A 22,561-nucleotide genomic window follows, 5' to 3' on the forward strand; every position below is an offset into this window, starting at 1 on the left:
TCTTTGTTTACTTTCCGTTATTCTGCGTCGTCAAGCGCAGCAACACCAGGCAGTACCTTGCCTTCCATCAGTTCAAGCGAAGCGCCGCCGCCCGTCGAGATGTGGCTCATCTTGTCCGCGAGATGGAACTTTTCAACGGCCGCAGCAGAATCGCCGCCGCCGATGATCGTCGTGGCATCGGTCGCTTCGGCAAGAGCCTCGGCTACTTCAGCGGTACCCTTGGCGTAAGCATCCATTTCAAAAACGCCCATCGGTCCGTTCCATACAACAAGCTTGGATTTTTTGATTGCATCGGCGAACAATTCCACTGTTTTCGGTCCGATATCAAGACCCATCCAGCCGTCAGGAATCTGGTCGATATCAACCGTCTTCTTGTTGGCTGTTTCGGAAAATTCATCAGCAACAACGGCGTCAACAGGTGTCAGGAAGTTCACGCCTTTTTCTTTCGCCTGTTCCATGAATTTCTTGGCCAGATCCAATTTATCGGCGTCAAGAAGAGACTTGCCGATGCCGTAGCCCTTCGCCTTGATGAATGTGTAAGAAAGCCCGCCGCCGACAATCAGGTTGTCCACTTTGTCAAGCAGGTTTTCAATCACGCCGATTTTATCGGTGACTTTTGCTCCGCCGATAATCGCCGTAAACGGATGTTTTGGATTGTCAAGCGATGCCGCCATGACGGTCAGTTCCTTTTCCATCAGGAAGCCGGCAACGGCAGGAAGATAGTTTGCGATGCCTTCCGTTGACGCGTGAGCGCGGTGAGCGGAGCCGAATGCATCATTCACGTACACGTCTGCAAGTGAAGCAAATGCCTTGGCAAGTTCAGGATCGTTCTTCTTTTCGCCTTTTTCAAAACGAACGTTCTCGAGAAGGAGCACGTCGCCGTCCTGGAGCTTAGCGACAGCGGCTTCAACTTCAGGGCCGACGACTTCATCGGTCTTGGCGACCGGTTTGCCGAGCAATTCGCTCAGACGTTCAGCCACCGGATTCATCCGGAGCGATTCCTTGTTGTCCGCCGTCGGACGGCCGAGGTGAGAAGCAAGAATGACTTTAGCGCCATTTTCAATTAAGTATTTGATGGTCGGAATTGCAGCGCGGATACGTGTATCATCCGTAACCGTCGTGCCGTCAAGCGGAACATTGAAGTCAACGCGGCAAAAAACTCTTTTTCCCTTAACGTCAATGTCGCGAACGGTTTTCTTTGCCATGCCAAAACCCTCTTTCCACTTTTAATTCATAAGAAAAACCGGGAAAAACCGGCCGGTGTACCGGCCGCCCAGGATTTCTTTATGCTGATGTCCTTTTTCAAAGGAAGCATCAGTATAAAATAGCGGAAACAGTACTGTTTCCGCTATTCAGGTTCTATTCAAAAATTTCTTGCTAAATTATTTTGCGAGCTTAGCGAAGTATTCAAGCGTTCTGACCAGCTGAGAAGTGTAGGACATTTCGTTGTCGTACCATGAAACGGTCTGAACCAGCTGCTTGCCGTCGACTTCGAGGATTTTTGTCTGAGTTGCGTCAAACAATGAGCCGTATGTCATGCCGATGATGTCGGAAGAAACGATCGGGTCTTCATTGTAGCCGAAAGATTCGTTAGCTGCAGCTTTCATGGCTTCGTTAACTTCTTCAACCGTTACGTTCTTCTTGAGTGTAGAGTAAAGCAGAGTCGTGGAACCGGATTTTACAGGAACACGCTGAGCGGAACCGTCGAGTTTGCCTTTCAGATCAGGGATAACGAGAGCGATTGCTTTAGCGGCACCCGTAGAAGCCGGAACGATGTTTTCTGCGGCAGCGCGGGCACGGCGCAGGTCGCCGCCTCTATGCGGGCCGTCAAGAGTCATCTGGTCGCCTGTGTAAGCGTGGATCGTCGTCATCAGGCCTTTTTCAATGCCGAATTTATCGTTAAGAACTTTCGCCATAGGAGCCAGGCAGTTGGTTGTACATGAAGCGCCTGAAATAACTGTTTCAGTGCCGTCAAGCGTATCATTGTTTGTATTGAAAACGATCGTCTTCAGGTCGCCCTTTGCCGGAGCAGAGATAACGACTTTCTTAGCGCCTGCCTTGATGTGCGCTTCAGCCTTATCTTTTGCAGTGAAGAAGCCTGTGCATTCAAGGACGATATCAACGCCAAGTTCGCCCCAAGGAAGTTCTTCAGGATTTCTGTTTGCGAGAACCTGAACTTTTTTGCCGTTAACTACGAAGTAGCCTTCTTCAACCTTGACTTCGCCGTTGAAGCGTCCCTGAGTTGTATCGTATTTCAGCAGGTTTGCAAGCATTGCCGGATCTGTCAGGTCGTTAACCGCAACAACTTCCAATTCCGGAACGTCCTGAATTCTTCTGAAAGCCAGACGACCGATACGACCGAAACCGTTAATACCAACTTTAACTGTCATAACAATAATGACCTCCTAAATGGTTTGAAAATTTTTTAAAATCTCTTGTGCAGCGCCTTCATCCGTGATCAGCACGGAATCAGGGCCTTTCTTGAAGTAAGCCTCGATTGCCTCAGCCTTAGACTTGCCCCCGGCTACGGCAATGACTGCCCGCGCCCCGAAAAGATCCTCCCATTGCAGTCCAATCGTCTGGACCTTATGGATGACACGGCCGGTTCGATCAAAGAAATAGCCAAAAGCCTCGGCCACAGCATGTTCCGTATCGACCCGCTTAAGAAACTCTTCACCGGAATGACGGCGGATAGCCATCGTTTTTGCGCTGCCTATGCCATGAACGACAATCGTCGCACCATGAACGAGCTGCAAAACCCTGTGAATGCTGGGCTCTTCAATCAGACTGTGATAGGATTCATCACTGAGCTGATCCGGAACGTGGAGCAGATGATAGCGACCTTCAGCCTTTTCGGCCATCTTAGCGCAGATCGTATTCGCCTGATTTTCGACCTTCACGCCCAGGCCGCCTCTCGCCGACACAAACAGCAGATCCTGATGTGCCTTCTTCAGCGGATGCATCATTTCCGCGGCTGCCGCAAGTGTCGAACCTCCGGTAACCGCTATGATGTTCTTTGCGCCGAGACAGCGCTCGATTTCCCGGACGCAGGCCAGCCCAAGCTCATTCTTGACCAGCGCGTACTGATCGCTGTCGCCGGAAACAACAACTGCCTTGGATACGCCGAGCACGTCTTCCAACTTCTTTTCCATGTCCTTCAATCCGGAGATATCCTTCATCACTTTTCCCAGTGACTTTACAATGGCCTCTCCGTCATTCGTCAAACACATGCCGCTTGAAGCCATATGGATGAGGCCTTGCTGGCTGAGAAACGTGACTTCGCCGCGCAGCACGCGTTCCGTCATCCCAAGGTGGGAAGACAGGCTTCGTCTGCCTATAGGCTGAAGAATATGCAGCGACTGAAGAATACGGTAGCGGCCGGACATTATGTCTAAGACATCAGGGATGAGCTTTTTCTGAAGATCAAGCAAGCGTTCCACAGCGTCCCCCTCAATCGACCGCGAACGGCCTTGAAATGTCCCACATAGTCATTTTATGTCCCATCTGCTCCATGACCATAATAACAACTTTCAACAGCGTTTACAAGTAAAAACATGTAAAACTTTTATGTGATCTTTTTAATGACGCAAAAATGTCACATATGAAAAGAAAGCTGTTACTACGCGGAATTAGAGGACTTTTAACTATCTGCGAATTTCGAAAAATGTCACTTTTTCATTCTGTTTCTGCCTACTCCCGACTCTTCAGACGCATCCGTCGTCCAAGTTGAGTATTCCCCTGATTCGACACATTAAAACACTGAAAACGTTATATTCATTTCGATAAGTGTAATTAAAGGGACTCTACTTGTCCCAATAGAAACATGTATCTGCTTCCGCAATTGACAATCGGCCTGCTCGTTTTTGCGATCTACAAAGCGTGGATTGATTTTATTTGGATACCCTTCGCTGGACGGTTGAACCGATACCGCAAGCCCGGCGGTACTTGGTCACGGCTCTTCTGGAGCAGTGAAGCCCCTCTTCAGCCAGCAGACCGGCCAGGCGCTGATCGGAAAGAGGGCTTCTCCTGTCCTCCCGGTCAATCAGGTGCCTGATCCGTGACTGAATGTGAAACACCGAAGCGCCGCCCTTATCTGTTTTTAGACCCCTGACAAAAAATTTTTTCAGGGGGAAAAGCCCGTACGGGGTCTGTACATATTTGTTTGCTACTGCCCGGCTGACTGTCGATTCGTGAACGGACAGTTTCTCCGCCGCGTTTTTCATTGTAAAGGGTTGAAGTTGATCATTTTCCCCGGTCATAAAATAGAGTTTTTGCTTATCGGCAAGCATTTCGGCCAGCGACATGATGGTCTGTTTTCTTCTCGAAACACCAGCCAGCAGCCAGTCCGCCTCTTCGATCTTTTCACGGAGATACCGTTTCGTCTCTTCGTCCGCTGTTTTCAGATACTGCTGATAATCCTGGCGGTCAATAGTTATCTTCGGCAGAAAGCCATCCTCAAGTTCGCACACGAGCCCGCCGTCACGCTCAGCAATGGTCACGTCCGGTACCACATAATGGGGTTTCTCAGCCTGAATAGTATTCACCGGCACCGGTGCCAGTGACCGGATCGCCGCCACCGCATCAAGAACCGACTCTTCCGTTGTTCCGAGAATTTCGGCCAGCCCGGTCCAATCCCCGGTCAGAAAGCAGTCGCAGTAATCGGACAGGATCGACTCGGCGAGCGGCAGACGCGGTGTTTTTCTCCTCAGCTGGAGCAGCAGACACTCGGGAAGGGACCTTGCGCCGACTCCGGCCGGCTCAAGCGACTGAACCAGCGCCAGCGCTTCTTCGACCTCCGGAAGATCCAGCTCAAATCGGCTGAGCAAATCTTCCGGATCTTCATCCAGATAGCCATTGTCGTTTAAACAGTCGATCAAAGCGTCTGCAGCAGCCATGCTTTTTTTGCTCAGCCGAAGCTGATGGAGATCCTGATGGAGCAATTCGCGAAAGTCGCTCGTCCCCGCTATTGTCTCCTCGATCACGTCCGTTGTACTCTTTATCCCGTCCCCGGTCGGATAGGAAAGATAATCCGTCTGAAAGCCGGATTCTTCGACGTGCAAAAGGGGATTTTCGAGTGCCTTTTCATGAATATACTGGGAGAGTTCTTCATTGTTAAACTGCAGCAGCGTCACCGACTGATACAATGCCGGCGCCATCTTAAGCTTCAGCGATTGTTTCTGAACCAGTGCAAGGCCCATTCCGCTCACCTCTTTGTCTTTATTATACCAATGAGTTTGCAAGCCGGCTACGCTTTCATTTGAAAAATGAGCGTCCGGCCAGCCTCTTCAGCATGCTGAACACGGGGAGATAAAAATAAAAAGGACCTTCCGCTTTAACACGGAAAGCCCGGAGTAATCAGCAATGCGGTTTCGGAAAGCAGGGACGCCCGCACTGCACGTCATAATGGCACTCATCGCACGTCTGGGACAGCGTGTGCGGATAATAATGCTGATGTTCATAGATAAAGTGGGTCATAATCTGAGTATGCATCGGATGAATGTGCTGAACGATCACCGGTTTATAAACATGTTCAACATTCACACTCTCCGGATCGTAGATTGAACCTGCCTGCTTCGGCGGACAGTGGAGTTCGTTGACCGGGCACGCCGCAGGTAACCCGGCCGGTTTTGCTCCGTACGGACCCATCATTCCCTTGGTGCCTTTCACATGTTCTGGCGCAACCAGGGGATTGGCAACAGGCAGATTCGGTTCCGGTTTGATCGCCGGCATCTTGGCATAGGGATTTGCCGGCATCGGTTTAATTGGATAAGGTGAAACCTCCATAATTTTTGTTCCTCCTCGTCATTTAAAGTACACTAATAACCTATGTTCTGGGGATTAGCCTCGCCCTAATGAGAACACCTAATTTTACGGGCTCCGCCGAAATTGGGCAGTTTGCGGAGGCAACTCAGAAAATCAGCCGGTCAATCATTAAAAAACCAGCGAATTTAGTAAAAGGTCTTGCAAAATCTGAGACAATCGCTTAATATAGATAAATGTCAGTGAAATAAATCTTTTACGGTTTTGCGCTCGTAGCTCAGGTGGATAGAGCAATGGTTTCCGGTACCATGTGTCGGGGGTTCGAATCCTCTCGAGCGCATTTTTAAGAAAGTAGCAATGTTTGTATTTGCGGCACCTCTGAGTGGACACTCAGAGGTGCCGCTTTTTTATTTATGTCATGCGGCCATAAAATGATTGCTGATTGTGCCGTCTCCTCATACTGGATCTCAGTTAGATTGAACAAACCAATGAAAATGGGGCGGATTTTCTTCATACGGTGACCATTGAAGCCATTTAATCATCATCCTCACAGTCGGAAGCCGTTTTCCATCTGTTCACAGGCACACGCCACAGGACAATCGGCAGTAAAGAGCGGAGAATCTACAGTAATGCTTAAAGAATCAACAGTAAAGAGCAGATAATCTACAGTAATGCTTAAAGAATCAACAGTAAACGGCCTGCAATCAACAAGTGTGAATAGTCAGATTTCACTTTGGGCTTTTAAATGGCTACTACCTGTTAAAATTCAGAGGGAGCAGAACGATAATTTTAGTTTTAATAATTGAAGACGTGTTGCCGACTTCAATGGGCAAGTGGGATAATCATAGAACTATTTTTATGAAATTTGTATTTAAACAATAAGCAAAGTTTAAGAAATACTTAAGAAAAAAAGATGAAAATAGCCGTATGATTAACCAATAAGTCCCGCAGCAAAGATGATTATTTTTCTGTCAAATCAAAAAGTCCGAAAGTTATGCTTCGTTTGGACGTGAATGAAAACAAATATCCAGTTGAAAAGGAGTCACACATTGAAAAAGGTGACAGTAGGCATTCTATTTGGAGGGAACTCAGCAGAATATAAGGTCTCCTTAAAATCTGCTTATTCGATCATCACCAACCTTGATCCTGCAAAATATGAGTTAATACTGATTGGTATTACGAAGGACGGCGTATGGAAGCGATATGATGGTCCATTTGAAGCCATTCCGCAGGATACGTGGAGCGATTCGGACTGCACGCCGGTTGCAATATTGCCAGACCCCGGTCTTCATGGCATTTTAATGAAATCCGAGGGCATGTTCACGCGTACACATTTAGATGTCGTTTTTCCGGTATTGCACGGAAAAAACGGTGAGGACGGGACGATCCAAAGCCTCTTGCAACTGGCGGACATCCCCTGCGTTGGCTGTGGCGTTTTAAGTTCTGCCATGTGCATGGACAAGGATATTTCACACCGTATTGTAAAGGATGCAGGTATTCGTGTCCCTGAGACTGTAGTACTCACAGGATCCGTTTCAAAAGAACAATTGGATGAACTCATCACGGGTTTCCGTTATCCAGTCTTCGTTAAACCCGCGAATGGAGGCTCTTCGTTCGGCGTCAATAAAGTTGTGGATTCTTCCGGACTTCTGGAAGCAGTTATTGAAGCACAGAATTATGACAGTAAGGTCTGTATCGAAGAAGCAATCGATGGCTGCGAGGTCGGATGCGCCATTCTTGGAAATGTGGATGACCTGACTGTTGGCGAAGTGGATCAAATTGTACTGTCTCACGGCTTTTTCCGTATTCATCAGGAATCTCAACCTGAAAAAGAATCCGAGAATTCAACGATTCGTGTGCCAGCCGAGATTCCGCAGGAAGTACAAGCGCAAATTAAACAAACGGCCAGAGATATTTTCCGTGCACTTGGATGTGCAGGGTTGGCGCGTGTAGACATGTTCCTTACGCTTGATCACGAAGTGGTCTTTAATGAAGTGAATACAATGCCGGGATTCACCAATTACAGCCGTTACCCGCGAATGATGAAGGCAGCCGGCATCAGCATTGCCCAAATTGCAGACAGAGCCATTCAATTAGCGCTCCTAAACTGCAGAACGGCCGGTCGGGCCGAGTGAAATTAATAGTTTTGCAAGCGCAGGATGTTGGAAAAAGAACTCTTGTTTTAGTGAATTCTGCTCATGATAGAAAAAAGCAATAATAAGAAAAGGTGGGATAGTTAATCTTTTTAATAAAAGACCAGCATGACAGCTGATCTTTTATTTTTCGGTTCAAAAATTTGACCTATATTGACCTTTAGGGTATGATAAGTTTTGGTTACAGTAAAGCATCATACTTCAATTAAAAAGGGGGTTCGTTCAATGCCTTTAATTCCTACAGTCATTGAGCAGACAAACCGCGGTGAACGCGCGTATGACATTTATTCCCGCTTGCTGAAGGACCGTATCATCATGCTTGGCACAGCAATTGACGATAATGTGGCCAATGCCGTTGTCGCCCAATTGCTTTTCCTCGCAGCGGAAGATTCGGAAAAAGATATCTCGCTTTATATCAACAGTCCCGGCGGGTCGATAACTGCCGGCATGGCGATTTACGATACGATGCAGTACATCAAGCCTAAAGTGTCGACCATCTGTATCGGCATGGCTGCATCCATGGGCAGCTTCCTGCTGACCGCCGGAGAAATCGGCAAACGCTATGCCCTTCCGAACAGTGAAATCATGATTCACCAGCCGCTCGGCGGGATGCAGGGACAAGCTTCAGATATGGAAATTCACGCCAAACGAATTCTCAAGATTCGTGAGAAACTGAACCATATCTATGCGGAAAGAACGGGTCAGCCGTACGAAGTTATTTCGCGTGATACCGACCGTGACAACTTCATGTCCGCTGAAGATGCCAAAAAATACGGTCTGATTGATGAAATACTGACAACGGCAAAATAAACGCCGGATTTCAGAATCATTGCTTCGATCAGCCGGAATTAAAAAGCTCCGTTTTCGATACAGGAAAACGGAGCTTTTTTTAGTGATTATTTTCAATAAACGATGCCAGTCTCGCAACCGCCTCCTGCTCATCGGGGCCATCCGCCCTTATGACGACCACTTCCCCGAATGCCGGCGCGATGCTCATGACACCCATAATGCTTTTTACATTGACCACTTTGCCGTCGTTTTTAAGTGTTACATGAGCATGAAAGCGGTTAGCTTCCTGGACAAACAAAGCGGCGGGGCGCGCCTGAAGTCCCTCCCTCAGCTGCACAGTGACTGTTTTTTCTACCACTTGATCCCCCCCTTTCCGATATCGCCTCTTCCGTTCGTTGACTAATTTTATTGCTCGCTTTTCCGGATACTGCTGGCAATTGCGTTAATTTTTCGAAAGCGGTGATTGATTCCCGATTTGCTGATCGGCTCACCATTGACGAGTTCGCCAAGTTCCTTCAAGGTCACATCGGGATGCCTAAGCCTGAGTTCGGCAATCTCTCTCAGTTTGTCCGGAAGTTCTTCAAGGCCGATACTTTTTTCAATCAGGCGTATGTTTTCCATCTGTTTCATCGCGGCACTGACCGTCTTGTTCAGATTCGCTGTCTCGCAGTTGACGAGCCGGTTCACCGAGTTGCGCATGTCCTTGACGATACGTATATCTTCAAAGTAGAACAGAGCCTTGTTCGCTCCGATAATACTGAGAAAATCGGTGATTTTTTCCCCTTCTTTCATGTAGATAATAAAACCGTTTTTTCTGGCGAGTACCTTAACATTCAGATCAAAGGTATTCATCAGTTTTGCCAAAGAATACGTATGTTCTTCATAGTTTGAAAAAATCTCAAGATGGTAGGAAGACTCAGGGTGATTGAGCGATCCTCCGGCAAGGAATGCTCCGCGAAGGTAGGATCGCAGGCAGCATTCCTTTTCGACAAGTTCCGGGGCGATCTCCCGTGTAAACTGCCCGTTATCATCAATAATTTTCAGGTCCCGGAGAAACGGCCTCGCCGGCTCTTTCAGCCGGACGATATAAACATTATTTTTTTTCAGACGCATCTTCCTGCGGACAAGAATCTCAATCTGATAGTTGTAGGCCTGCTTGATCAGCCGGTAAATCCTCCGTGAAATCGCCGCGTTTTCCGTCGCAATGTCAAGTTCAACATGCTTGTTCCGAATCGATACGAATCCATTCATTCGGGTCAGCGCGGCCAGTTCCGCCCGTGCGCAGCAGTCGTCAACTTCCAGCATGGTTAATTCTTTTTTCGTATCTGCTGCAAAAGACATCGCAAGACCTCCAGACCTTCACACTTTTTTCTCGGAAAACAGGGTCATCAGAAGGCTGGCGATTGCCGCCTCATTGTGGCGGATCACGCCCCCCGCCGTCTTAATCAGAGGTGCGCTGATCACATCAATTCCCTGTGCCTCGAGTTTTTCTCTATCTACAGAAACCGGTTCAGCCTCTTCGATGGCATAACGCTTCAGAATGTCCGGTGCAATAGGTTTATTATTGACGATGATCGTGTCGATAAACGGCTTCCTGACGTGCCGGTTAATCACGGCAATATGATCGGATGCGGAAAAGCCGTCCGTTTCTCCTTTCTGGGTCATAACATTGCAGACATAGACTTTCCGTGCTCCCGATTGGTTAATCTCATCGGCAAGCTCCGGCACAAGCAGGTTTGGAATGACGCTCGTATACAGACTTCCCGGTCCGAGCGTGATCACATCCGCCTCTCTGATTGCTTTCACGCTTTCAGGCAGCGGCTGGATATCATCCGGTTTCAGAAAAACATGTTTGATTTTCTTATTCGCTTTGGGGATGCGAGATTCCCCCTCGACAATGCTTCCGTCACTCATCACTGCGCCGAGAACGATACTTTGATCGGCGGCGGGAAGTACTTCCCCGTGAACATTTAGAATGTGGCTCATTTCACGAACACCTTTGACAAAATCACCGGTGATCGATGTGAGAGCGGCAATCAGCAGATTCCCCAGAGAATGCCCATTCAGACCACTGTCGGTCCTGAAACGATGCTGAAGGAGCTTTTCAAACACTGGTTCAATATCGGATAATGAAACAAGTACGTTCCGGATATCTCCCGGAGGAGGAATCTGCAGCTCATTTCTGAGCATGCCGCTGCTCCCCCCGTCATCAGCCACGGTAACGATCGCTGTAATATCGACGGGGTACTTTTTCAGACCGCGGAGTACTGCCGGCAGTCCTGTTCCACCGCCGATCGCGACGACTTTTTTTCGATTGGCCATTTTTGTTTATTTCCCTTTCTCAATGTCCCGGTGCGATACATTGGTCGGATAATTTTCAGACAGCTTTTTACAAATCCACTCGGCAAGAGCGACAGAGCGGTGCTTTCCTCCCGTGCACCCGATGGCAATCACCAGCTGCCCCTTGCCTTCACGTTTATATTGCGGCAGCATGAAGGAAAGCAGATCCATCAGTTTTCCGAGAAATTGATGTGTTTCCGTCCACTTCAGCACATACTCGGAGACATCCTGATCCAGCCCGGTCCTCGCGCGCATATGCTGCACATAGTAGGGGTTGGGCAGAAAACGGACGTCAAAAACGAGATCGGCGTCAATCGGAAGCCCGTACTTGAAACCGAACGACAGCAGATTGACGCGGAATGTCTCGCTCTCACTGCCAAATTCACTGATGATCCGATCGCGCAGCTGACGCGGGCTCATATCCGTCGTATCAATATAATACTGGGCGAGACCCTTCACTTCTTCGAGCTTTTTCCGTTCAAGCCGGATACCTTCGATCGGGCGCCCCATCTGCGATAGAGGATGTGAACGGCGAGTTTCTTTGTATCTTCGGACGAGCGTCTGATCCTTTGCATCCAGAAACAATATTTTTGGTCTGATTTTTTCAGCCTTGCTGAAGGCATCGAGTGAGGAAAAGAGTGAGTCGAAAAATTCACGGCCGCGCAAATCCATCACTAATGCCACTTTATTCAATTTGTCCGAATCGGAATCTTCAATCAGATCGATGAACTTAGGCATCAAGGTCGGCGGAAGATTATCAATGCAGAAATATCCCAGATCCTCAAAAATCCGTGTCGCCACCGTCTTTCCGGCACCCGACATTCCGGTAATAATCACCACTTGAATGTCCTTCATCCTTCATCCGTCCCGTCAACAGTAAATTCATTAAAAAAGCGCAGTCATGATCCGGCTCAAAAAAATCGGTTCAGCCGGTTTTGAAAATGAATCGCTTTGTTTACAGTATACTCGAAAATCGAGGGTTCAGAAAGTGAAAGAATGCCCTCCTGAACCCTCGCACTCTATGTCGGCCCCCGTTGGAAGAAGAATGCTGTTTAAATACAGGTCAAAAATCCGCGAGTCCTTTTTGAATTTTTTCTTATACTAAATTCCGCTGATCTTTTCATACTTCCTTATTTGTACAAAAAAAACGACACGTGCTCATCGACGTGTCAGCTAATATTAACTTATATAAAAAGGGGGTCAATTTCTATTTTATATTAATCCTTTTACATTTCAGAACCATTACATGCAGATTAAAGAGTGATGAAAAGGCCTGCTCATTCCGCCGAATCGGCCGGTACTAGGGACACGGCGGAACGGATAGCCGGATTATCCCCTATTTTTCTCCTGCGACGTTCAGCCTACTGCGGAGGCATCCTTCATCTTTTCCACATATTTCTGCGCGTTATCTGCTGCGATGCTGCCGTCTCCCGTCGCGGTGACGATCTGACGAAGCTCTTTCTGGCGGACATCTCCTGCCGCAAAAATACCCGGGATACTTGTTTCCATCTTCTCGTTGGTCATGATATAGCCTTGTTCATCGGTAATACCGAGATTTTCAACTGCTTTCGAAAGTGGATCCATTCCGACGTAGATAAAAACGCCATCTACCGGATATTCCGATTCTTCACCGGTTTTCGTATTACGAAGCGCCAGGCCGGAAACTTTTCCGTCTTTGCCGTTGATTTTTGTGCAGACCGTATCCCAGATAAAGTCCACTTTTTCATTGTTGAACGCGCGATTCTGCAAAATCTTCTGCGCGCGCAGCTTATCACGGCGATGGATAATCGTTACCCCGGAAGCAAAGCGAGTCAGATAGGTCCCTTCTTCGACTGCGGAATCACCGCCCCCGATTACGGCCAGCTTCTTTTCCTTGAAAAAAGCCCCGTCACAGACCGCACAATAGGAAACGCCGCGACCCGCAAACTCCTTCTCTCCGGGAACGCCCAGTTTTCGGTATTCCGCTCCCGTCGTCACGATCACTGTAACCGCTTTGTATTCTTTATTACCGCAGACAACCGTTTTATAGTCTTTTCCGTCTTTGATTTCCCTGATGTCGCCATAGGCATATTCGGCACCGAATTTTTTGGCGTGCTCGAACATTTTATTCGAAAGATCCGGTCCGAGAATCGATTCAAAGCCCGGATAATTTTCCACCGCTTCGGTGTTTGCCATCTGACCGCCGGGTATTCCCCTTTCGATCATTAGAGTCGACATATTTGAACGAGCAGCGTATACGGCGGCCGTCATGCCGGCGGGACCCGCTCCTGCAATAATTACGTCATAAATCTTTTCTTCTTCCGCCAATTTGATCCCGTCCTTTCTCAGATTGATCATTATATCTTAATATCATCTGCCGGTTTGATAATTCCATGCTAAAGAATACAGGATGCAAAGTCCAGAATATTGCTCAAATGTGCGAGCCGCTCAGAGCCAGACCATACCGTCTTCCCACTGTTTATCCAAGGCCGCCGCCAGTTCGCCGACATGCTTGCGCAGCCGGTATACCGTCGTACCGAGCTCGTCTGCAATTTCTTTCTGTGACGTGCGCTCCCCGAATTCCTTTTTCCATAAATAAAGGAGCGCCGCCGCCCATCCGCTGCAGTCTGTATTTCCGGACGGACCGATGACCGAGTCGACCACCGACCAAAAGCTGTACAGTTCAGGATTCTTCAGTGCCTCTTTTTTCCCGCCGACGCGGATTTCCACCTGACGCATGATCTGAAGCCGCATATCGGGTTTTTCCGCCCGGCGTTCCTCGAGCAGTCTCCGGGCGGTTCCTTTAACAACAAAATCCGTTCCTTTGTCGGCAACTTCCGCAAGCGTTGCTTCATCACCCTTGCTGGCGAGATAAAACAGTGAAAAGAGCTGGTAGGCACGATTGCCTTCCCACACTTCTTTTTTGATCAGATCCATCACCATGAAATTATCCTGTGCGTCCGGTTCAAACATCATATTCTGAATTTTACTGTATTTGAACGGATGGAACGGTTTGCCGCTGAAGTAGTCCACCTGTCTCCAATTGCGTTCTGCCAGTTCCTGATCGCCTGTATGGTAGGCGGCGAGCGCCATCCAGAAACAGAAAACCTGGTCGCAACGCGCTCCCTTTCGTTCAGCGGTCTTCAGCCAGCGGGAGGCCTTTTCATAATCACCGACATAGAGATACGTCGACCCCAGTTTCCCGCAATGCTCCGGAAGCAGCGGGTACAGACGGTCAAGCCTGTGCATCACTTTTGTCAAATTATCACTGTCATCCAGCTGATAGAAAAAAGTAGCCAAGTTGCATAATGCGTGAATATTGCCCGGATCCTTTTCCAGCACCCATTCAGCCGCTTTCAGTGCCATTCCCGTCACGCCCATCGAAAAATAGGCGATTGCCAGATTGTTCTGAGCGGCAAGAAAATTGGGTTCATCTTTAATCACTTTCTTGAAAAGACTGACTGCTTCTTCGAAATGCCCGCGTTCAAGCGCAAGCCTGCCCCGCTCATGAATGCTGATATAAGCCGATTCCTCAGTGTCGATGTCTTCTATTTCTTCGGCCAGCATCCGGTACAGTTCCAGAGCCTCCTGTTTGAACGCACCGTCCGGTTCCACCGCCAGATAGGTGCTGACCTCATCCAGAGCCTCCTGAAAATCTCCGAGATAGGCATAATTATTCGCCAGAAAAAAATAGCATTCCGTCAATTTATCATCAAGTTCATAAACCACTTTTTTCAGCAGATTTATTGATGTTTCATATTCTTCCAGCTCAGAAAGGATGGCCGCCTGTTGGCAGAGATATTCCACTTCATTCGGTTTAAATTTAAGCGCGCGATTGAGATACTTGCTTGCACGCTCCAGATCGCCTTTTTGGTAGCAGACCATTCCCTTTTGGTAGAAAAATTCGCCGTCATGGTGAAATGAAATGACACGCGCCTTTTTCCGTTGGTTTACCTCTTTCATCGATTCATGATCCCCCGTAAAACACAATTATTATACTAGAACCAGTATAGCATATTTGAAATCGCCAATGGCAAAATCCTTAGGGGAGGAACGATGGAAAGTGCAGCTGACCCCTTCCGAACTGTCGAAAGACCGAACATTAACGGTATGGCTGCCGCCCATGCCGGGCGCATGCGAAAAAAGACCGTAGCACGCTGCGGTCTTTCATTTGTACTATAAGAAAGTATAAAACTTCTTAAAGGCTATAGTATAAGCGTAACTAAGGCAACGCCTGCGCCAAAGGCCTGGCGAAGCCAAGTTTTCTAATAAGTTTTCTAATAAGTTTTCTAATATGTTTCTAGAAGAGCACTTCGGCAGCCGGCAAAACCGATCATCCGCTTCTTTCCTTACTTTAAGACGCTGCCTTTGCTTTAGTCTTTGTATTCAGATCCGTTGGCTCCGGTTTATGAAACCATCCGCCAACCGTTCTGCGGATCCACGGGATTACCCAATAGTCGCCGCCCAATTTACCTGCATTGAAGCCAGCGACGACAATAAACATACCGATCAGGATATCAAGAGGGTTACTCGAAACGGTTCCGGCAAAAAGAAAGGTAAAATTCATGAGCAACGCGAAAAACGCCGCGGCCGTAGTCAGTGTTCCAAGAAGCAGCCCCAGTCCGATCAGCAGCTCGCCCCACTTCACGATGAAGCTGAAAAAGCCCGCTCCCGGAAGTGCCACGTGGCTCAGGAATGCGTTAAACGGACCGTACAATATATTTCCTCCAGGTCCGGTCACCGGATGAGAGGCCGCATTCTTCAAATAGCCGGCAGCACTGAACGGCGGTGTCCCGAATACTTTTTCCACTCCGCCGGAGAACCATGACCAGCCTAACCAGAGACGTAAAAAAAGTAAAATGACTGAAGACGTTTTGCTCGTACGCAACCAATTCACCATTTTCTTTTCCCCCTTTCCCAAATGATGACGCTTACATTTTATAGTGCGTCAGCAGGTGTCTTGCGATCACCCACTTACTTTATACAACTTTCGGTCAGTAAATAATGTGATATTAGTCACATCCGAGCCGGTATTTTACACCCTTGAACCTGTATTAATAAAGTTTGTTCACTTATAAATCCTTCAGCTGATCCTGGATTCCAACTTTTTAAAAATGAGTCACAGTGACCGGCTGCCTGCCTTATGAATAAGGCCCAGAAGATCGCTCATCTTATCCAGCAGAAAATCTGGCCGCATATTTTCCAAAACCGCGCGGCCTTTCATCGACCAGCCCACACCGGCCGTACGGACATGCGCTCTTTGCCCCGCCTGGATATCAGAAGGACTGTCTCCGACCATCAGTGTCACTTCCGGCTCTGCCGCCAGATTCTTCATGGCTTTTTCAACAGGTTCAGGATCGGGCTTGAGACGCGTCACATCGTCGCTCGTTACGACCGTATCAAAATAATCGGCAATCTGTGCGAATTCAAGTCCTTTGTTCACCATATCCCGTTTCTTTGTCGTGACGACTCCCAAAGCGCAGCCTTGATCACGGAGTTGTCCCAGCGTCTCTCGCACGTACGGGAACTCACTTACCATCTGATCGTGAAAATGGCTGTTGTGCTTTCTGTAGATCGCAATCATCTCATCGGTTTGACGGGCATCTATATGATTAAAACTGACTTCAAGCGGTTCACCGATAAATGGAATCAAGTCTTTGCGCGTATATCTTCCCGGGAAAAAGCGCTCCAAGGTATACTGAAAAGAGGCAAGAATCAATTCGTTTGTATTAATCAGCGTGCCGTCCAGATCAAATAATACGGTTTGTATCAATGTGAAACACTCCTGTTCATTTTAAGCCGGTCTTCTAAACTACTCAGTCCAGATAACGCGGGCGTTTTTCTTTCCTGAGCCGCCAGTAAAGAATGAGGCCCGTTCCGACAATAATCAGTACCCAAGCGAGCCATTGGGATACACGAAGCGGTCCCAGCATCAGACTGTCTGTGCGCAGTCCCTCAATATAGCTTCTGCCGATGGCGTACCAGATGACATAGGACATGAACAGTTCTCCCCGCTGAAGGTTCACGCGTCTTAAAATAAGCAGGAGGATAAATCCAATAAAATCCCAGACCGATTCATAAAGAAAAGTCGGTATGTAGTAAGTGCCGTTGATATACATTTGATTAATGATAAAGGTAGGTAAATGCATGTTTTCCAGCGCGGCGCGAGTGGTCGGTCCGCCATGGGCCTCCTGGTTCATAAAATTGCCCCAGCGTCCGATCGCCTGTCCAAGAATGACGCTCGGCGCCGCGATATCGGCCACTTTCCAGAAGGAGAGCCCCCGCACTGCACAAAAAACTACCGTCGTCGCAACTGCACCGATCAGCGCGCCGTAGATGGCGATTCCTCCGTTCCAGATCGCAATGATTTGAGCAGGATGCTGAGCATAATAGGACCATTCAAAGACCACATAATAAATGCGCGCGCAAACGATCGCAATCGGTGCCGCAACTAAAATCAAATCAATGAATGTATTTCCGGGGAGACCCCGTTTTCGCTCTTCTCTCATGGCCAGAAGCAGCCCGAGCAGCGCGCCCGTTGCGATAATAATTCCGTACCAGTAAATGTGGATCGGCCCCAGCTGAACAGCAACCCGATTTAAAGGTTCAATTGTCTGTCCCATCTCTTTTTTCACCTCAAAGTTGTAGATTCATGGGTGCTCATCGCTCGTGCAGCGTGTCATTTAACCGGTCCGAAAATTGCTGTGCTGCATGGTAGCCCATATTTTTCAAACGATAGTTCATTGCTGCAACTTCGATGATTACGGCTAGATTTCGTCCGGGACGGACAGGCAGCACGAGTCTCGGAACCTCCGTGTCAATGAGTCTGATCTTTTCTTCGTCAAGCCCCAGCCGGTCATAGACTTTGGCCTGATCCCAGAGTTCAAGATGGATCACAAGGGAAACCCGTTTATAGTTCCGGACCGCACCTGCCCCGAACAGTGTCATCACATTGATGATGCCGAGTCCGCGTATTTCCAGAAGATGCTGAATCAGCTCCGGCGCGTTTCCGACCAGTTCGGACTCTCCCTCCTGGCGGATTTCGACAGAATCATCGGCGACAAGCCGGTGACCCCTTTTCACAAGCTCCAGGGCGGTTTCACTTTTCCCGACGCCGCTCTCACCGGTTATGAGCACACCGACACCATAGACATCCACAAGAACGCCGTGAACGGCCGTCATCGGCGCCAAGCGAGATTCCAAATAATTGGTAATCATGCTGCTCAGCCGTGTTGTTTTCATTTTCGACTGCAGAATAGGAACGTTCCGTTTGTTCGATGAAATGATAAACTCCTGCGGCACTTCGATACCGCGCGAGATGACGATACATGGAGTCTGCGACGTACAGATCTGGGAGGTGCGTCTGTAGCGTTCATCCACACTCAGCTCGTTGAAAAACGAGAGCTCGGTTCGGCCAAGAAGCTGCAGGCGGCGCCTCGGATAATAGGTAAAATAACCCGCTATCTCAAGACCTGGCCGCGAGATATCACTGACAATAATCTCGCGTTCGATACCCTTTTCACCGCTGACCAGTTTAAGATCAAAATGTTCAATCAGTTCACTGACGCGCACTTTATTCATAAGCGATATCTGCTGCCGGACCCATTGAGCCCGCTTCTTTCTTCATTGTGCACCTGAGCGATATGTGGATGTTCCGGTCAGGCCGGCCTGCACTCCGAAAGCGTGAATTCCGCCGCAGCAAAAGCGTACATACCGGCGGGAGTTTTTCCCCTTCCTTTCCATATTGCGCCGAGCTGCCCGACCCGGCGTTCCCGCAGGTTTCCCGTCTATTCCCATGCATCGCTTCATTCAGCATCAAAACATTGCAGTATCGGGTTCTCAAACCACAGCTGAATGAAGAGTGTAACATTTTTCATTTTACCATAGATGGTTCTTGGAGGTGTCTTCTTGTGCCTGCTTCATCATTAACCACGCCGCAGCGGTTTAATAATAAAAGTCTGAATGATCAGCTGGCAGATGGCCATGATAATCGCTACAATTAGCGCACTTCCAAATCCGTCAATCTGAAAGCCGGGGCCGATAATCACCGAGGTCAGATAAAGCATCAGGGCATTGATGATGAAAATAAAAAAGCCCAGGGTCACAATGGTGGCCGGAAGTGAAAAAAGAATCAGCACCGGGCGTACAAACACGTTCAGAAAAGAAAGAATGACGCTGGCCGCAAACGCCGTGCCAATGCCTGAAAGGTGGACCATCGTATGTAGATAGCCTGCAAGCGTCATCAGGATAATCATATTGATGATGATATTGAGCAAGGTATTGGCAAACCACTTTTTCAACAATACATTCACACTTTCTGTTCCGGAATAATAAAATAGGCGAGAAAATAACCAATGAGGCAAGGAAAAACAGCTGTCACCAAAGCCAGGATGAGAAAACCGATCCGGATCACTGTAGGGTCAATATTAAAATATTCACCAATGCCGCCGAGAACTCCCCCGACGATCCGATTGTTTTCCGAACGATATAATCTCTTCTGCATACGCGCTTCCCCCTTATCGTCTTCTGCCACAATTTAACTATAACCTCACGGAATAGAGAATAACAAGCCGGAATTTTATTATTTAAAAAAAACTTTAATCTTCCAAAATCAATCGGCTGATCCGCATTTTAGAAGGACAGCTGCGGTTCGTTTTCACTGTGCCTTCTCCGCCGTGCGCTCCCGCTGTTTCACGCGGCCGCCCATCCGTTTCCGATCTCTTTCAAGAATCGGTTTCAGATATTTACCCGTATACGATTCCGGAATTTCGGCCACTTCCTCCGGCGTACCGGTTGCCACGATCGTACCTCCGCCGTCGCCGCCTTCAGGACCAAGATCGATCAGATAATCCGCAGACTTTATCACATCGAGATTATGCTCGATGATCAAAACGCTGTCGCCGCTGTCGACCAGCGCCTGAAGCACAATGAGCAGACGGGCTATATCGTCGGTATGCAGTCCGGTCGTCGGCTCATCCAAAATGTAGAGGGCCCGGCCTTTCGTCCGCCTGTAAAGCTGGGACGCCAGTTTGACACGCTGTGCCTCGCCGCCCGACAAGGTTGTCGCGGGCTGACCAAGTCTGATATAGCCGAGGCCGACTTCAAAAAGCGGTTCCAGACGGCGTTTGATCCGCGGCACATTTTTGAAAAATTCAAGACCTTCCTCAACGGTCATGTCAAGCACGTCGGCGATTGTTTTCCCTTTATAGGTTACGTCAAGCGTCTCGCGATTATAACGCTTGCCGTGGCACACTTCGCAAGGGACGTAAACATCGGGCAGAAAATGCATCTCAATCTTGATAATCCCATCTCCGGTACATGCTTCGCAGCGCCCGCCTTTTACGTTGAAGCTGAAACGCCCTTTCTTGTAGCCGCGTACTTTTGCCTCATTCGTGGCAGCAAACACTTCGCGGATCATGTCAAATACACCCGTGTAAGTTGCCGGGTTGGAACGCGGCGTGCGGCCAATCGGCGTCTGATCAATCTGAATGACCCGGTCAAGCTCCTTGATTCCCCGCAGCTGCTTAAATTCGCCGGGCGCTTCGCGGCGGCCGTGAAGCTTCTGGGCAAGCGCTCTGAACAGCACTTCATTGACAAGGGTGCTTTTCCCGGAACCGGATACGCCGGTGACCACGGTCATGACGCCAAGCGGAAAACTGACAGTGACATTTTTCAGGTTATTGGCTTTTGCGCCTTCAACCTTGAGCACGCGTTTGGTGATTTTTCTCCGTTTCTGTGGTATCGGAATGAACTTCTTTCCCGAAAGGTACTGCCCGGTCAGCGAGTGTTCATTCTCCATAATTTCTTTCGGGGAGCCCTGCGCCGTAATCCGTCCGCCATGCTCTCCTGCGCCCGGGCCGACATCGATAATGTAATCCGAAGCCAGCATGGTGTCCTCGTCATGTTCGACAATAATCAGCGTGTTGCCCAGATCGCGCATATTGAGCAGCGTCCGGATCAGCCGGTCGTTGTCGCGTTGATGCAGACCGATTGACGGCTCGTCCAGAATATAGAGCACGCCCATCAGCTGTGAGCCGATCTGCGTCGCCAGCCGGATGCGCTGCGCTTCGCCGCCGGAAAGCGTCCCCGCCGCCCGGCTCAGTGTCAGGTAGTCCAGTCCGACATCGATCAGGAACCGGGTACGCTGCTTGATCTCACGGAGAATCAGGCGTGCGATCGACTGCTCCTTTGGCGTCAGATCCAGCGAATCGAAAAATTTAAGCGACTCCCTGATCGGCAGCTCCGTGACTTCGCTGATGTGCCTGCCGCCGATTTTCACGGCGAGTGCCTCAGGACGGAGACGGTAGCCGTGGCAGGTTGGACACGGCTTCTGCGTCATATATTCCGACATTTGCTCGCGGATGAAATCAGAGGTTGTTTCCCGATAACGGCGGCTGATATTCGGAATGACGCCCTCAAAATACATCTCCTTGTCTCTGACATCGCCAAACTCGTTTTCATAATGAAAATGAATACGCTCCATCCCCGCTCCAAAGAGCACGACGTTTAACTGGTCCTTAGGGAGATCGCGAACCGGCACATTCATGTCGATGCCGAAATGCGCACAGGCGGCCTGCAGCAGCTGCGGATAATACTGTGAACTTGTCGGTTCCCACGCCGCAATGGCGCCGTCCGTCAGCGACTTTGCCGCATCCGGTATAACCAGATCGGGGTCAACTTCCATCCTTGACCCGAGACCGTCGCAATCGGGGCATGCCCCAAACGGACTGTTGAACGAAAACAGTCTCGGCTCCATCTCGCCGATGGAGAAGCCGCAGTATGGACAGGAATGCTGTTCGGAAAAAAGCAGTTCCTCGCCGCCGATGATGTCGACGACAACACGGCCCTCAGCCAGTCCCGCTGCCGCCTCAAGCGAATCGGACAGCCGTCCTTCGATACCTGGTTTAAGAATAATTCGGTCAATCACGACGTCAATGCTGTGTTTCTTGTTTTTCTCCAGTTTTATTTCCTCAGCCAGTTCACGCATCTCGCCGTCCACACGGACACGGACGTAGCCCTTTTTCTTAATCTCATCGAAAACCTTGGCCTGGGTGCCCTTCCTTCCGGATACGATCGGCGCGAGAATCTGCAGCTTTGTCCGTTCCGGATACGCGAGCACGCGGTCCGCCATCTGTTCAATCGTCTGCGATGTGATTTCAATCCCATGATTCGGGCAAAAAGGATGTCCGATCCGTGCGAACAACAGGCGCAGATAATCATAAATTTCCGTTACCGTTCCGACCGTCGACCGCGGATTGTGGCTGGTCGTCTTCTGATCAATCGAAATAGCCGGCGACAGTCCTTCAATCGCATCAACGTCCGGCTTGTTTGTCTGGCCAAGGAACTGGCGGGCATATGCGGACAGCGATTCAACGTAGCGCCGCTGGCCTTCGGCATAGATCGTGTCGAAGGCGAGGGACGATTTTCCGGAACCGGACAGTCCAGTAACAACAACCATCTTATCCCGCGGAATCGTCACATTGACGTTTTTCAAATTGTGTTCGCGTGCACCTTTAACGACGATATTTTCCAGTACCATA

The 22,561-nt window shown here is 49.1% G+C and carries 20 protein-coding genes and 1 tRNA gene; 3 read left to right on the forward strand and 18 right to left on the reverse strand.

Annotated features, from left to right (window positions below):
* Positions 1–17: 17 nt before the first annotated feature.
* From IEX81_RS09010 to IEX81_RS09030, 5 genes are all read right to left on the reverse strand, one after another.
* Positions 18–1,205: a phosphoglycerate kinase gene (locus IEX81_RS09010; protein WP_188802740.1), complete on the reverse strand. Its 1,188-nt coding sequence runs from the start codon at positions 1,203–1,205 to the stop codon at positions 18–20.
* A gap of 177 nt (positions 1,206–1,382) precedes the next feature.
* The gene (gene gap, locus IEX81_RS09015) at positions 1,383–2,390 is read right to left on the reverse strand and encodes a type I glyceraldehyde-3-phosphate dehydrogenase (RefSeq protein WP_188802741.1); all 1,008 of its coding nucleotides are present in this window, start codon (positions 2,388–2,390) and stop codon (positions 1,383–1,385) included.
* A gap of 15 nt (positions 2,391–2,405) precedes the next feature.
* The gene (locus tag IEX81_RS09020; protein WP_188802742.1) at positions 2,406–3,440 is read right to left on the reverse strand and encodes a sugar-binding transcriptional regulator; all 1,035 of its coding nucleotides are present in this window, start codon (positions 3,438–3,440) and stop codon (positions 2,406–2,408) included.
* A gap of 450 nt (positions 3,441–3,890) precedes the next feature.
* Positions 3,891–5,198 carry an RNA polymerase factor sigma-54 gene (gene rpoN, locus IEX81_RS09025; protein ID WP_188802743.1) on the reverse strand — a complete coding sequence of 436 codons (1,308 nt, stop codon included), beginning with the start codon at positions 5,196–5,198 and terminating at the stop codon, positions 3,891–3,893.
* A gap of 157 nt (positions 5,199–5,355) precedes the next feature.
* Complete coding sequence (locus IEX81_RS09030) at positions 5,356–5,784, reverse strand: CotD family spore coat protein (RefSeq protein WP_188802744.1); 429 nt, start codon at positions 5,782–5,784, stop codon at positions 5,356–5,358.
* A gap of 242 nt (positions 5,785–6,026) precedes the next feature.
* On the opposite strand from IEX81_RS09030, the gene IEX81_RS09035 reads away from it, so the two are divergent.
* The 3 genes from IEX81_RS09035 (at position 6,027) to clpP (ending at position 8,723) form a co-directional block, all read left to right on the forward strand.
* A tRNA-Arg gene (locus IEX81_RS09035) sits at positions 6,027–6,100 on the forward strand.
* Positions 6,101–6,809: 709 nt separating this feature from the next.
* Positions 6,810–7,895 (forward strand): D-alanine--D-alanine ligase family protein, encoded by a 1,086-nt coding sequence (locus tag IEX81_RS09040; protein WP_188802745.1) that lies wholly within the window; start codon positions 6,810–6,812, stop codon positions 7,893–7,895.
* A gap of 243 nt (positions 7,896–8,138) precedes the next feature.
* Positions 8,139–8,723, forward strand: a complete 585-nt coding sequence (gene clpP, locus IEX81_RS09045; RefSeq protein ID WP_188802746.1) for an ATP-dependent Clp endopeptidase proteolytic subunit ClpP — start codon at positions 8,139–8,141, stop codon at positions 8,721–8,723.
* Positions 8,724–8,802: 79 nt separating this feature from the next.
* Here the strand turns inward: clpP and IEX81_RS09050 are convergent, their stop codons facing one another.
* From IEX81_RS09050 to uvrA, 13 genes are all read right to left on the reverse strand, one after another.
* On the reverse strand, positions 8,803–9,060 hold the full coding sequence (locus IEX81_RS09050) for an HPr family phosphocarrier protein (RefSeq protein WP_188802747.1): 258 nt from the start codon (positions 9,058–9,060) through the stop codon (positions 8,803–8,805).
* Between the two features lie 47 nt (positions 9,061–9,107).
* On the reverse strand, positions 9,108–10,043 hold the full coding sequence (gene whiA, locus IEX81_RS09055; protein ID WP_188802748.1) for a DNA-binding protein WhiA: 936 nt from the start codon (positions 10,041–10,043) through the stop codon (positions 9,108–9,110).
* 18 nt (positions 10,044–10,061) lie between these two features.
* Positions 10,062–11,024 (reverse strand): gluconeogenesis morphogenetic factor MgfK, encoded by a 963-nt coding sequence (mgfK, locus tag IEX81_RS09060; RefSeq protein ID WP_188802749.1) that lies wholly within the window; start codon positions 11,022–11,024, stop codon positions 10,062–10,064.
* Positions 11,025–11,030: 6 nt separating this feature from the next.
* Positions 11,031–11,897 (reverse strand): RNase adapter RapZ, encoded by an 867-nt coding sequence (rapZ, locus tag IEX81_RS09065; RefSeq protein ID WP_188802750.1) that lies wholly within the window; start codon positions 11,895–11,897, stop codon positions 11,031–11,033.
* A gap of 501 nt (positions 11,898–12,398) precedes the next feature.
* The gene (gene trxB / locus IEX81_RS09070) at positions 12,399–13,379 is read right to left on the reverse strand and encodes a thioredoxin-disulfide reductase (RefSeq protein WP_188802751.1); all 981 of its coding nucleotides are present in this window, start codon (positions 13,377–13,379) and stop codon (positions 12,399–12,401) included.
* A 90-nt stretch (positions 13,380–13,469) separates the two neighbouring features.
* Complete coding sequence (locus tag IEX81_RS09075) at positions 13,470–14,984, reverse strand: tetratricopeptide repeat protein (RefSeq protein ID WP_188802752.1); 1,515 nt, start codon at positions 14,982–14,984, stop codon at positions 13,470–13,472.
* A gap of 391 nt (positions 14,985–15,375) precedes the next feature.
* Complete coding sequence (locus IEX81_RS09080) at positions 15,376–15,921, reverse strand: DoxX family membrane protein (protein ID WP_188802753.1); 546 nt, start codon at positions 15,919–15,921, stop codon at positions 15,376–15,378.
* Between the two features lie 219 nt (positions 15,922–16,140).
* Positions 16,141–16,794 carry a pyrophosphatase PpaX gene (gene ppaX, locus IEX81_RS09085; protein WP_188802754.1) on the reverse strand — a complete coding sequence of 218 codons (654 nt, stop codon included), beginning with the start codon at positions 16,792–16,794 and terminating at the stop codon, positions 16,141–16,143.
* Between the two features lie 43 nt (positions 16,795–16,837).
* Positions 16,838–17,644, reverse strand: coding sequence for a prolipoprotein diacylglyceryl transferase (gene lgt, locus IEX81_RS09090; protein WP_188802755.1), 807 nt, complete (start codon positions 17,642–17,644; stop codon positions 16,838–16,840).
* Between the two features lie 37 nt (positions 17,645–17,681).
* Positions 17,682–18,602 (reverse strand): HPr(Ser) kinase/phosphatase, encoded by a 921-nt coding sequence (hprK, locus tag IEX81_RS09095; protein WP_188802756.1) that lies wholly within the window; start codon positions 18,600–18,602, stop codon positions 17,682–17,684.
* Between the two features lie 344 nt (positions 18,603–18,946).
* Entirely contained in the window at positions 18,947–19,333 is a 387-nt protein-coding gene (locus tag IEX81_RS09100; RefSeq protein ID WP_373292351.1) for a phage holin family protein, read from the reverse strand.
* A complete protein-coding gene (locus IEX81_RS09105) occupies positions 19,330–19,524 on the reverse strand; it encodes a PspC domain-containing protein (protein WP_188802757.1) in 195 nt (64 codons plus the stop codon). The genes IEX81_RS09100 and IEX81_RS09105 overlap by 4 nt, the downstream gene beginning before the upstream one ends.
* A gap of 153 nt (positions 19,525–19,677) precedes the next feature.
* The gene (gene uvrA, locus IEX81_RS09110; RefSeq protein ID WP_188802758.1) at positions 19,678–22,560 is read right to left on the reverse strand and encodes an excinuclease ABC subunit UvrA; all 2,883 of its coding nucleotides are present in this window, start codon (positions 22,558–22,560) and stop codon (positions 19,678–19,680) included.
* Position 22,561 lies beyond the last annotated feature (1 nt).

Source organism: Sporolactobacillus putidus (assembly GCF_014647035.1).
Taxonomy (GTDB): domain Bacteria; phylum Bacillota; class Bacilli; order Bacillales; family Sporolactobacillaceae; genus Sporolactobacillus; species Sporolactobacillus putidus.

Coding starts and splice junctions, on each gene's coding strand:
- lgt (WP_188802755.1), bottom strand. CDS start 17,644: ATGGGACAGACAATTGAACCTTTAAATCGGGTTGCTGTTCAGCTGGGG.
- rpoN (WP_188802743.1), bottom strand. CDS start 5,198: ATGGGCCTTGCACTGGTTCAGAAACAATCGCTGAAGCTTAAGATGGCG.
- IEX81_RS09010 (WP_188802740.1), bottom strand. CDS start 1,205: ATGGCAAAGAAAACCGTTCGCGACATTGACGTTAAGGGAAAAAGAGTT.
- mgfK (WP_188802749.1), bottom strand. CDS start 11,024: ATGGCCAATCGAAAAAAAGTCGTCGCGATCGGCGGTGGAACAGGACTG.
- whiA (WP_188802748.1), bottom strand. CDS start 10,043: ATGTCTTTTGCAGCAGATACGAAAAAAGAATTAACCATGCTGGAAGTT.
- hprK (WP_188802756.1), bottom strand. CDS start 18,602: ATGAATAAAGTGCGCGTCAGTGAACTGATTGAACATTTTGATCTTAAA.
- clpP (WP_188802746.1), top strand. CDS start 8,139: ATGCCTTTAATTCCTACAGTCATTGAGCAGACAAACCGCGGTGAACGC.
- uvrA (WP_188802758.1), bottom strand. CDS start 22,560: ATGGTACTGGAAAATATCGTCGTTAAAGGTGCACGCGAACACAATTTG.
- trxB (WP_188802751.1), bottom strand. CDS start 13,379: ATGATCAATCTGAGAAAGGACGGGATCAAATTGGCGGAAGAAGAAAAG.
- rapZ (WP_188802750.1), bottom strand. CDS start 11,897: ATGAAGGACATTCAAGTGGTGATTATTACCGGAATGTCGGGTGCCGGA.
- IEX81_RS09075 (WP_188802752.1), bottom strand. CDS start 14,984: ATGAAAGAGGTAAACCAACGGAAAAAGGCGCGTGTCATTTCATTTCAC.
- IEX81_RS09080 (WP_188802753.1), bottom strand. CDS start 15,921: ATGGTGAATTGGTTGCGTACGAGCAAAACGTCTTCAGTCATTTTACTT.
- IEX81_RS09105 (WP_188802757.1), bottom strand. CDS start 19,524: ATGCAGAAGAGATTATATCGTTCGGAAAACAATCGGATCGTCGGGGGA.
- IEX81_RS09030 (WP_188802744.1), bottom strand. CDS start 5,784: ATGGAGGTTTCACCTTATCCAATTAAACCGATGCCGGCAAATCCCTAT.
- gap (WP_188802741.1), bottom strand. CDS start 2,390: ATGACAGTTAAAGTTGGTATTAACGGTTTCGGTCGTATCGGTCGTCTG.